General features: G+C 46.7%; 8 protein-coding genes. 5 read left to right on the top strand and 3 right to left on the bottom strand.

The annotated features are described in order from the left end of the window. The first annotated feature begins 553 nt into the window (after positions 1-553). Together ilvD and NC796_RS14260 are read left to right on the top strand one after the other, a co-directional pair. Complete coding sequence (gene ilvD, locus NC796_RS14255) at positions 554-2,263, top strand: dihydroxy-acid dehydratase (protein WP_310685323.1); 1,710 nt, start codon at positions 554-556, stop codon at positions 2,261-2,263. Between the two features lie 143 nt (positions 2,264-2,406). After that, positions 2,407-4,455, top strand: a complete 2,049-nt coding sequence (locus tag NC796_RS14260) for an OPT family oligopeptide transporter (protein ID WP_310685325.1) — start codon at positions 2,407-2,409, stop codon at positions 4,453-4,455. Between the two features lie 54 nt (positions 4,456-4,509). Here NC796_RS14260 and hisIE read toward each other — a convergent pair whose 3' ends face one another. Both hisIE and hisF read right to left on the bottom strand, forming a co-directional pair. Continuing rightward, entirely contained in the window at positions 4,510-5,148 is a 639-nt protein-coding gene (gene hisIE, locus NC796_RS14265) for a bifunctional phosphoribosyl-AMP cyclohydrolase/phosphoribosyl-ATP diphosphatase HisIE (protein ID WP_310685326.1), read from the bottom strand. A 91-nt stretch (positions 5,149-5,239) separates the two neighbouring features. Then, positions 5,240-6,007 (bottom strand): imidazole glycerol phosphate synthase subunit HisF, encoded by a 768-nt coding sequence (gene hisF, locus NC796_RS14270; protein ID WP_310685327.1) that lies wholly within the window; start codon positions 6,005-6,007, stop codon positions 5,240-5,242. Between the two features lie 501 nt (positions 6,008-6,508). On the opposite strand from hisF, the gene NC796_RS14275 reads away from it, so the two are divergent. Together NC796_RS14275 and NC796_RS14280 are read left to right on the top strand one after the other, a co-directional pair. Then, positions 6,509-7,570, top strand: coding sequence for a hypothetical protein (locus NC796_RS14275; RefSeq protein ID WP_310685328.1), 1,062 nt, complete (start codon positions 6,509-6,511; stop codon positions 7,568-7,570). Between the two features lie 97 nt (positions 7,571-7,667). Beyond that, positions 7,668-8,171 carry a phosphoheptose isomerase gene (locus tag NC796_RS14280; protein ID WP_310685330.1) on the top strand — a complete coding sequence of 168 codons (504 nt, stop codon included), beginning with the start codon at positions 7,668-7,670 and terminating at the stop codon, positions 8,169-8,171. Positions 8,172-8,224: 53 nt separating this feature from the next. Here NC796_RS14280 and hisA read toward each other — a convergent pair whose 3' ends face one another. Continuing rightward, positions 8,225-8,938, bottom strand: coding sequence for a 1-(5-phosphoribosyl)-5-[(5-phosphoribosylamino)methylideneamino]imidazole-4-carboxamide isomerase (gene hisA, locus NC796_RS14285; RefSeq protein ID WP_310685332.1), 714 nt, complete (start codon positions 8,936-8,938; stop codon positions 8,225-8,227). 133 nt (positions 8,939-9,071) lie between these two features. Here hisA and NC796_RS14290 point away from each other — a divergent pair, with 133 nt between their 5' ends. Then, on the top strand, positions 9,072-10,655 hold the full coding sequence (locus NC796_RS14290; RefSeq protein ID WP_310685334.1) for a calcineurin-like phosphoesterase family protein: 1,584 nt from the start codon (positions 9,072-9,074) through the stop codon (positions 10,653-10,655). Positions 10,656-11,911: the final 1,256 nt, after the last annotated feature.

The raw sequence follows: 11,911 nt of genomic DNA on the forward strand, positions 1-11,911 counted from the left end.
TGCCAGAGGTCAGAATTTAGTTAAATCTTTTTAAAAAGAGCTTTGATTTAAGTTCTAACCTCTGGCTGTTGTGGTTAGCTAATTAGTAGGTTTAGAATTAGAATGCCAGAAATTAGAACCTGTAGGATGGATAGTACGGTTACAACTATACCTATTACACCGTAGCTATTGATAAGCTCTACTACAGGAGAGACAGTTGCTGCTAACGAAATTGAAAGAGTAGCAATAATGGAGAAAGCGACCATGAACAAAACAGAGGAATTACGATCCGCAGGAAGAATGCTGTTGCCTGCGTTGATATCAGCTGTGGTTATATGTTTGATTCGTTTCCCCAAAAGTGATTTATTGCTTTTCGATGAAGCTCTTCAATAATAGGTAACCATTTTTCTCATGTCAAGCAAAAAGAAAAATTTTTTTGACCGGATTAGACTTGTATAGTTTAACGAAACTTATAGCTTTAGGTCTTTCTGTTTATCGTTAAGTTTTAGATACTTTAACCCACCGGCAGCAGTAAGCATAAAATAGTAATAAACAAAGATATATTTCGACTTCTATGGCTGATAAACTCAATAAATACAGTTCCAGACTTACCCAACAACAGTCGCAAGTGGGCTCGCGTGCTATGCTATATGCGACGGGGTTGAGTGATGATGATATGGACAAACCACAGGTCGGTGTCGCCAGTACCGGCTGGGAAGGAAATCCCTGTAACATGCATTTGAACGGCTTGGCTGAGCGCATACGTGATAGCATTTGGGATGCTGGACTTGTGGGATATGTGTTTCACAGCATCGGTGTGAGTGATGGAATTTCTATGGGAACCAAGGGTATGAAGTACTCTCTGCCGTCTCGTGATATCATTGCTGACTCCATCGAAACCGTGATGCGTGCCCAATGGTATGATGCAAATATTTCAGTTGTCGGTTGTGATAAAAACATGCCGGGATCGGTAATGGCTATGGCCCGCTTGAATCGTCCTTCTATAATGGTGTATGGCGGAACCATTAGCCCCGGAAAGTTGAATGGAGAGGATCTGAACCTTGTATCGGCGTTTGAGTCGTATGGAGAGTACCTCTCGAATAATATAGATGAGGAAGAACTGAATAATGTGATCAAGCACGCCTGTCCAGGTGCGGGAGCCTGTGGTGGAATGTACACAGCCAATACTATGGCATCAGCCATTGAGACGATGGGGATGAGTCTGCCGTTCAGTTCTTCGATTCCCGCAACGCACAAAGAGAAACTGGCTGAGTGCGAAAAAGCAGGAGAAGCTATCCTCAATTTAATGGAGCAGGATCTGAAACCGCGCGACATTATTACAAAGGAATCTCTTACAAATGCGATTCGCATAATTATAGCACTGGGTGGGTCAACCAATGCGGTCCTGCACATGCTGGCCATTGCACATGCTGCTGAAGTGCCTTTTACTATTGATGACTTCCAGGAGATCAGCAACAGCACGCCCTACATCGCGGACCTCAAACCCAGCGGCAAATACCTGATGGAAGATCTTTATAATGTGGGAGGCGTCCCCGCCGTTCAAAAACTGCTCCTCGAAGAAGGATATTTAAACGGGGACTGCATCACCGTAACGGGCAAGACACTGGCTGAAAACGTGGCGGATGTTCCCGGCTTGTTTGAGGAACAGAATATTATCCATCCTGTTTCTGATCCGATTAAAGAAACCGGGCACCTGCAGATTCTGTATGGGAACTTGGCACCTGAGGGTGCAGTTGCAAAAATCACCGGTAAAGAGGGAACTCATTTTGAGGGCACCGCCAAAGTGTTTGAATCTGAAGAGGAGAGCCTGGAGGCGATTCAAAACGGGGAAGTTGAGGCGGGTGACGTCGTTGTCATTCGTTATGAAGGTCCCAAAGGCGGACCGGGCATGCGAGAAATGCTCTCGATTACTGCGGCAATTATGGGAGCGGGACTAGGTAAGGAAGTGGCCCTGATTACTGACGGTCGTTTTTCCGGTGGCAGTCACGGTTTTGTTATTGGTCACATAACACCTGAGGCGCAAGTTGGTGGTCCCATTGCGTTGCTCAAAGATGGCGACCCCATTTTGATCGATGCCGAAGAGCGCGTACTCAAGGTCGATATTTCCGACGAAGTGTTACAGGCCCGCCGCAAAGAGTGGGAGGCACCGCCTCTGCAAATCCAAAGTGGATCACTTTATAAATATGCGATGCTGGTTTCATCAGCTTCTGAAGGGTGTGTAACAGATAAGCTGCCATACAAAGTTGTGGATCCGGTTGAGTAGGCTAGAGGTCGAATGATTAAAAATCGAAGCGCATAGTGAGATTGCACTATGCGCTTTTTTTATTGTCAATTTTTACAAGTCTTGGAATAACGCCTGCATCTGTTAACTTTGGACAAATATTAAGTTAAGGATGGAGTTCAGCTTTGAATAAAGAGTCTCAACAGTTTACGCCCTACGTACGTCCACAAGACGATCTTCCCCAGATAACAGTGAAAGCGGTTATCCTGGGTATTTTATTATCTGCAATACTGGCCGGTGCCAACGCCTACCTCGGGTTGAAAGTGGGGATGACTGTTTCGGCCTCTATTCCTGCTGCCGTGATTTCAATGGCTGTGCTCCGCTTGTTCAGGGAATCTAATATCCTGGAAAATAATATTGTGCAAACAGCTGCGTCGGCTGGGGAATCGCTTGCCGCCGGCGTCATTTTTACGCTTCCCGCACTAATTCTGCTTAGATACTGGATGGATTTCCCCTTCATCGATACAATGGCGATTGCCCTTTTTGGCGGCGTGCTTGGCGTATTATTCACTATTCCATTGCGTCGCGCATTAATTATTGAACAAGGGCTCAAATTTCCGGAAGGCGTAGCGACTGGTGAGGTGCTGAAAGCGGGCACCGAGGGAGGAAAAGGAATCAAATATATCCTTTGGGCTGGACTTGTTGGTGGCCTGTACAAACTTGGACAAACCGGGCTAAAACTTTTTTCGGGTTCACTCAGCGGTTCAGTCACTACAGGGCGCTCAATTTTCGGGCTTGGAACTGAACTTTCGGTGGCACTGCTCGGTGTGGGATATATCGTTGGTTTAAATATCGCTGTGCTGGTATTTGGCGGTGGACTTATTTCCTGGCTGTTCGGAATTCCGATCTACATGGCGTTTGCTGATCCGCAGGTGTTGTCGGAAGTAGTAGGGAGCAATACCGGGTATGGCGCAGCCCTGGAGGTTTGGAGCCAGAAAATTCGGTACATGGGCGTAGGAGCCATGGTCGTTGGTGGCGTTTGGGCCCTGATTTCACTGGCAAAACCGTTGGTTGACGGTATAAAGTCTTCTTGGGAAGCTGTAAAAAAAGTGAGATCTGGCGAGGGAGCCGCTATACTTCGCACCGAACAGGATATGCCGATCAACTACGTGCTCTGGGGTGTTCTCGGACTTGCTATCCCTATCCTAATTGTATTTACCCAGGTGATCGACACCACGCACCTTCCGGTTACCAGTGGACTTTATTGGACAACTATGAGCATCGGAGTGCTATTCTCGCTCATTGCCGGTTTCCTGTTTGCTTCCGTTGCCGGATATATGGCCGGTTTGGTGGGCTCCTCCAACAACCCAATTTCGGGAGTCACCATTGCAACTATTTTGGCAACAGCACTTATCTTATTGGCCCTGTTGGGATCACAACTTGAATTCGGTGTGGATGCCGATCGGGCAGGGGCTGCAGCCGCTGCGGCGATAGTAGTGGGAGCCATGGTAGCCTGTGCGGCAGCCATCGCCGGGGATAACATGCAGGATCTCAAAGCAGGTCAGCTGGTGGGCGCCACCCCGTATAAACAGCAGATCATGCAGATTGTGGGAGTGGTAGCCTCGGCACTGGTTATCGCCCCGATTTTGAGCCTGCTTTTCAATGCTTATGGGATGGGCGGTGTGTTCCCCAGAGAAGGAATGAACCCGGAGGAGATGCTCAGTGCCCCGCAGGCTACGTTGATGCAGTCGGTGGCGGAGGGCGTTTTTGCCCGGAACCTGGAATGGAGCATGATTGTAATAGGGTGTCTCATCGCTGTGGCGATTATCATTTTTGACAAGGTGCTGGAAGCGCGCGGATCGGACTTCCGTGCGCCGGTGTTGGCCGTGGCAGTTGGAATCTACCTACCGCTGGAACTCACTGTACCGATTTTCATTGGAGGAGTTCTGGCCTGGTATGCCGGTAAACGTTTGGCAGCACGTTCCATAGCTGAGGGTTCAGACCCTGAAAAGGCAAAGGAGATTGGGGAACGGCGAGGTCTGCTCTTTTCATCAGGGCTTATAACAGGGGAGGCTCTCATTGGAATCGTCCTGGCCATTCCTTTTGCTCTCCAGGAGAGCACGGAAGCGCTACGTATTGTACCGGAATCGTTTGCTCCCTACGCCGATTGGCTGGGCGGGATTGCAGGCATTTTCTTTATTATATGGTTGTATAAAGTAGTAACGAAGAGGTAGGAGAAGGAATAAGAGATGTCATCTTTTCGCAAGATGACATCTCTTACAAACTTGTTATCCAAGGTGCTTGTGATTGCCTTTGTTGTGGCGCTTTTTCAGTTTTTTTACCACTTTCTTGAGTGATACGCCTTTTTCCGCCATCAATACCATAAGGTGGAAAAGGAGGTCGGCCACTTCCCCGACAAATTGTTTTTTGCTGTCATTTTTAGCTTCAATAACTGTCTCAACCGCTTCTTCACCCACTTTCTGAGCAATCTTGTCAATTCCCTTGTTGAATAGGTACGTGGTGTAGGAATCTTCCGGCAGTTTTTCTTTTCTATCCTTAATCAGATCTTCAAGGCTTTTCAGGAATGAGTAGCGATTCTTTTTGGGGACGAACTTTTTCTCATGAAAGCAGGAGGTTTCACCGGTGTGGCAGGTGGGTCCCTGAGGAGTGGCTAAAATCAGGAGCGTGTCGTTGTCACAGTCGGCTTGGATTTCTACGACATCCAGGTAGTTTTCAGAAGTTTCCCCTTTGGTCCACAGCCGTTCTTTGCTTCGGCTGTAAAAGGTAACTCGTTCTTCCTCCAGCGTTTTTTCCAGCGCAGGTTTATTCATATAACCAAGCATGAGTACTTGGTAGGTATCAGCGTCTTGAATGATAGCTGGAAGAAGGCCGTCGCCCTTGTCAAAATCTAGTTTGTCGATATCCATCGGGTTGGTAGCACCTAGTTCTTCAGTTGTTGATTAATGTCGGGGGTGAAAGTACGCAATTAACGGCGAAAATAATACCAGTTCAGGGAGGCTAGTGTTGAGAAACCAGGCGTACCGGAATCTCCTCTTTTTTGAAGGAAGCTTTTAGGTCTTTGATATCTATTTCCTGGAAGTGAAAGATACTGGCCGCTAAAACGGCATCTGCAAGCCCTTCCTGTATCGCATCAATACAGTGTTGAATGGTGCCGGCGCCACCACTGGCAATGACGGGTATTCGGACCTCTGTATTTACTCTTTTCAACAGTTCTAGATCAAAGCCCGATTTTGTTCCGTCGCGGTCCATGCTCGTAAGCAGGATTTCCCCGGCCCCGCGCTGCTCCACTTCCTGCATCCACTGCAGTGCATCTTTTCCGGTATCTTTCGAGCCGCCTGAAATGAAGACCGACCAGGAATCTCCTTGCCGCTTGGCATCTACGGCAGCAACAATGCACTGCGCACCGAAACGCTCGGAAGCCTTATTGATTAGCTCCGGGTCTCTAACTATTGCACTGTTGAGAGAAACTTTATCTGCTCCGGCATGCAGCAGATCCTCAATTTCATCGAGGGTGCGAATTCCCCCACCCACTGTGAACGGAATATCAATTTCAGCGGCAATACGGCGAACCAATTCAACCAGGGTTTTACGTTTTTCCTGGGTGGCCGTGATGTCAAGAAAAACGAGTTCATCGGCCCCTTCATCGGCGTAACGTTTGGCAAGCTCAACAGGATCCCCCGCATCACGCAGATCTACAAAGTTGACTCCTTTAACAGTTCGACCATCTTTAATGTCAAGGCAAGGAATAATTCGTTTAGCGAGCATATAGTAACTTTATTTGCAAGAAATTTGAAGGTATAATATAGACAAAGAATGGTAATTTTTTCACCTCCATGAAGGTATGTTTTATTTAAATCATATTTAAATTTGGCCAGATATTGGACATTCCCCTGATCTCTGGATAAAATTATTTTCAATCTTGAATTAAATGTAGTGGAGGTAATCATGAATAAACCAGTTGAGTGTCCAGAATGTGGCGCAACAGCGATAGATCCCTGCCACAAAGAACCAAAAGATGACTGCATTAGAGACGAAAATTCCTAAATATGAACAACTCTGTTGAGCCTCAGGGTAAAAACCTTGAGGCTTTTTTTTATTAGCCTTCCTACCTTTTAACAATACTCCAAATACAATTGCTAAAAGAATTTGTAACAGTACCTACGTTATCCGCTCTTATATATAAACGGACTTACTACAGGCGAATACATCCGAGTTTGGAAACCAAGTCTAACTCGTGCTCTCACTTCAAACAAAATCAAATTAACGATGACTTTGCGTATTCTGGGCAAATCTGTGAGCAGGATAATTTTGGCAATTGTAGAATTTGGGTTAAAGGGTTGTGCTTTTCTTTCCGCCCTTATCACACTGGGTTCCAGCGGGTCAATCATTGAAAAAAGCTTGTCCGGGCTCAGTTCTTTTCCAGCCGTTCTATCCAATTGTTCCTCTTTATATCGCCAATTGGCTGATATGGATCTACTTGGAGCCCTGTATCCAGAAACTATCGGTGAACTGGCAGGAGGCCCAAGCCCCGCTATGCCCTCTAGCCTGGTATCTACCATCAACGAGCTCATTTTTTTTGTGGGGAATGCCAATCATAATTTATCGACGGACTTGATGGGTACACTGGTTGCCATGTTGCTGGCTTTTTTGCCCATATATGTGGGGGGAGCACTTGTGGGTTTCGTGCGGCGCGGGGGAGAGGACCTGCTTTGGATCCGAATGGAAAAGAAGCTTTGGAAATGGCATTTTGAAGATGAACAGGTCAATAAGATCGACAAAACCGATTCAGAAACGACTACTGAAGTTTCAGTCCCGGAAAAGAAACTCGCTGTGGTAAATGCTCAGCACAAAATCCAGCAAAAGCCAACTGTTTTGGAAAAGGAGCAAAAACAGTTGGGACAAGGCTTTACGGAAGAACCCTGTCCTTCTCCAGAAACCGTGGATTCTGTTGCCAAAGGTAGTGATGAAATGGACCTGGATATACAGGTAGAGCATGATATCAAAGAGTTCGATGAATACTCTGACGATGAGGTTCCAAAGCCTGAAAATGAAAAGTTGGAGACTGAACGTTCTGAACCACGTGAATATGAGGAGTTTGGAGATGGAGGACTAGAAGCAAAGGAATCGGAACGAGATTTTACGGAAGAAAATGATTCCGAAGATGGTTTGTTGGAGGAGGAACATGACTCGGAATGCAGGGTCGAAAATGAGCTGGGGAAAGAACTATCCGAGGCCGAAGAGTCTACTTCGGATGAGGGTGAGGAAGAAGAATCTGAAATTCAGAATGATTATAGTCTGAAAGAGTACCTGCAACTGGCCCGTTCCTGATTTACTCGAGTATCTGAGATTAAAAATGGCGTAACTATCCTTTCTTTTTTAAGTTCGGTCGGTCACAAATACTATCTGGAATAAATCTAATATTGGAATGAGTACCGAACGAACGAAGCAGCAGGTTTTTGAGGAGACCGAACAACAGGTAAAGGATCTAGGCTTTACCATAGTTGACGAGGACAGGGAGCGCCCATGGGGAGGATTTTTTGTAATTGAGGAGGAACAGGCACAACAGTTTGCCAACACTTATTTTGAGGAAAAACCTGTGGATGAACTCAAGATTGCAGGCAGACTGAGCCCCAAAATATTGATTGTGGAACCTGGTAAAAGACTTTCCTGGCAGTATCACCATCGCCGTGCAGAAATATGGAAGATAATTGAGGGTCCCGTAGGGATTATTACCAGTGATACCAACCAGCAGGGTCCGCTTGATACCTATAAGACAGGGGCACAGGTCAGATTAAAAAAAGGGGAGCGGCACCGGTTGGTCGGGCTTGACGATTGGGGTGTACTGGCAGAAATATGGCAGCACACCGACATCAACAATCCTTCAAACGAAGATGACATCGTCCGGGTACAGGATGATTTTGGTCGATAGTTTTAAAACCCAGGTGCGACGTACTTTTGAAGTGCATCGCACCTAGCCTGTTTTTAAGCAAATTCTGCCAGCGCTTCTAAGCCTATTTTGCCTTCATAATACGCTCTCCCGACAACAACAGAAGGCATCCCGGCTTTCTGCAGATCGAGTAGATCGTTATAGCTTCCCACTCCGCCTGAAGCAATAAATGTCAGGTTGGGGAATTGTTTCCTTAGTGAGTTATAGAGCTCAATATTGGGCCCTCCCAGGGTTCCGTCGCGACTGATATCAGTGCACAGTACATTTTGTAGGCCCCGTTTTAGCATTGGTTCAAGGAATGTGTCAAGAGAATCATCCGACGTCTCTTCCCATCCTGCATATGCCACTTTGCCATCTTTCAGATCCATGCCGAGAATTGCTCGTTCTCCCCGTTCATCCAGCAGCTTCAGCCAATCCTCCGGCTTCCGCACCGCCATTGAGCTGCATATCACTTTGCTGATACCCTGTTTCAGCAACATATCCGCATCTTCATAACTGCGGACTCCGCCGCCGGTCTGTACGGAAAGCCCGGTTTCTTCAATAATAGCTGTGATATGTTTTAGGTTCATGAATTCCCCTTGCCGGGCACCGTTCAAATCAATCACATGGATGTGGGAAAAGCCAGCCTCTTTAAACTTGCGGGCCTCCTCCACAGGATTGTCATTATAAATTGTAGCTTGGTCGTAGTCACCTTTATGCAGCCGGACCACCTGTCCGTCAAGGAGATCAATTGCGGGTATTACCTTCACGTGATTTAGTTTTATTAAGAATGACAAATTGGTCGGCAAAGTTAACAAGAAAATAACTTTAAATTTCAGGAACCTTGACAAACGATTTGTATAATTATTCCATCTTTAAAAAGGAATCACATCAGTAGATATCATGAAATATACCAGCATTCTATTCGCACTCCTCTTCCTGCTTTCAGGTTGGGCAACCGCACAGCAAACGGCCTCAGGCGTGGTGTTTGAGGATGAAAATGGCAATAGTAAAAAAGAAAAGGCAGAACCGGGAATCGCATCGGTGACTGTTTCAAATGGCCGTGATGTGGTACTGACGGACGAGGACGGGCGCTATTCACTCCCGGTAGATGAGGATGATATCCTTTTTGTGATTAAGCCGTCCGGCTACCGATTGCCCGTGAATGAGCGCAATCTTCCCCAATTCTATTATAATCACAAACCAAAAGGGTCACCGGAATTGGATTTTCCCGGGGTAGAGCCAACAGGTCCACTTCCGGAATCGGTGAACTTTCCGCTGATAAAAGCTGAGCAGAAGAAGGATTTTAAAATGCTGGTATTTGGTGATCCACAGCACTATTCCGAGCAGGAGGTCGAATATTTTGATCGAGATATTGTGTCGGAAGTGGCAGAAATTGAGGGGTATGACTTTGGGATCAGCCTTGGTGACCTGGTCGGGGATGATCTAGACCTGTTTGATCCCTACACAAAATCGGTTGCCCGCGTTGGCATTCCCTGGTTTAATGTCTATGGTAACCATGACATGAATTTTGATGCTGAGAGCGATCAGTACGCGGATGAGACCTTTGAACGGGTGTTTGGTCCGGCTACCTATTCCTTCAATCACGGGCAGGTTCATTTCATTGTGCTGGATGATGTGTTCTACCCGCGGGCTGACGGCGAATCGGGGTATATAGGCGGATTTACTGGTGAGCAGCTTACCTTTATTGAAAATGATCTCGAGCATGTTCCAAAAGACCACCTGGTAGTGCTGGCGTTTCACATTCCACTTATCGTTCCGGAAGGCCGCCACACATTTCGTATTGAAGAGCGCAATCATCTTTTTGACCTGTTGAAAGAGTATCCGAAAACGTTATCTCTCTCAGCCCATACCCATATCCAGCAATTCGAGTTTTTTGGGAATGAATCAGGCTGGCACCGGGAGAATCCTCATATTCATTACAATGTAGGCACAACATCCGGCGATTGGTGGTCAGGCGTGCCGGATCAACGCGGAATTCCACCCACACTTATGCGTGACGGAACCCCCAACGGGTATGCAACGATTACATTTGAGGGCAATGAGTTTACCCTGGATTACCGGGCAGCCGATTACGAGGAGTCCCATCGCATGAGCATCTGGGGACCGGAAGTTGTTCCGCAAGACAGTTGGCATGGCGCTGAACTTTACGTGAATTATTTTATGGGCAATGAGAAGACTAAAGTAGAATACAGAGTGGCTGACAATGATTGGCGATCGATGAGTAAAGTTGAAGAAAGCGATCCCTATGTAGCCCAATTGCGCCAAAAGTGGGATACATCAGAATCACTGCTGGCGGGCAAACGTCCCTCAAACCCCGTAATTTCTTCCCACTTGTGGAGTGCCGGTGTGCCGAATAATCTCCCTGTAGGAGAGCAAACCATCCAGGTGCGGGTGACCGATATGTTCGGCCGGCAGTTTCACGATACATTTAATTATGAGGTCGTCCGACCCGGCGGGAATTAATAATAGAGGCCTTTGCAAAACTACACCATTTGAAATTGTCATCGCGAGCCCCGTGTTTTTCGGGGCGTGGCGATCCCCACACAAATGGAGATTGCCGCATTTCGCTCATTTCATTCGCTCCATTCGCAATGACATAGGGTTTTCAAAGCCCCCTAATAGTTTGATCCTGGTAAACTTGAACCGCCCCGGGTTCTTCACTAGGGGGCAGGCAGTCACAAAGGCAGTACGACGACGTCGCAAAGGGAATATGACGTCGTCGTATGGACTAAGTGACGGCGTCGTTTGGTCTGTTTGACGGTAGTCATTCAGATCATTTGACCGTAGTCAGAAAGGCTAAATGACGGTAGTCAAATTGGTAATACGACTATAGCGGGGTAAAGGGGGCTGTGAGCTTGGGTAGGTATGTTCCTTTTTGTGTGTACAATCCGCAGGCAGGCGACTAAAGAACTGTCCGCGAAAAAGGGGAGATCTAATTATCATTTTGGCGTCTTATTGCTGTTGTGCTGTTCAATTTTTTTAGTGATAACGTATTTAGCGGTTAGATTAGATGGCAAAGAACTAAGAAATACCCTCTGTGTCATCCCGGACCTCCGACAGCTCTCGGAGATCTCGTAGTGGCACTAAGCCCTGATCTGTTTAGAGCCGATATCAAAGATAGAGGCTCTACGAGATCCTGAAACAAGTTCAGGATGACACAAAGGCTACTTTTTAACCGCTAAACGCGTTAGTGATAAAAAAACGAATCAAAAAAATCACCGCCGGAGTAATTGTCGCTGCGTTCACTTCTCCCGACGGCTGTCGGGATAAAACCATTTAAACTCCCTCCGCTGAAAAAGCCTGGATCTCAGACAAAAATGGTTTCTTAACGCTCCGGATTCGGGCACTTTCCCCAACAAAAATTTCAAAGGGCGGGAATAGAAAACACATAACGAATATTAAACAAGATTTCTTTTTTAACGCCTTCGCTGCGTATGCCCGGGACGGCTCATAAATCAAGGGGGCGAATGACGCCAGGTATCACAGGTAGCCCCAAGTCCAGAAAATCCCTGCTATAGATTCCCTGAGAGTCAATGAATGTGGGAAAGCAGGTTCTTTTTAAATGCTGAAGAGGGGAATATCTGGGATTTTATGGTGAGTCATATGTTAACAATGGATTGAGGAAGGTTAAATAATTTAGGTTGTTACATGTCCTGCTGCCAGCGGGACCGCTGGCAGCAAACAACTGAGGATAATATGGAGAGTGGTCTGGTGAGAAG

The organism is Aliifodinibius sp. S!AR15-10, assembly GCF_031569985.1.
Lineage (GTDB): Bacteria > Bacteroidota > Rhodothermia > Balneolales > Balneolaceae > JAMQKA01.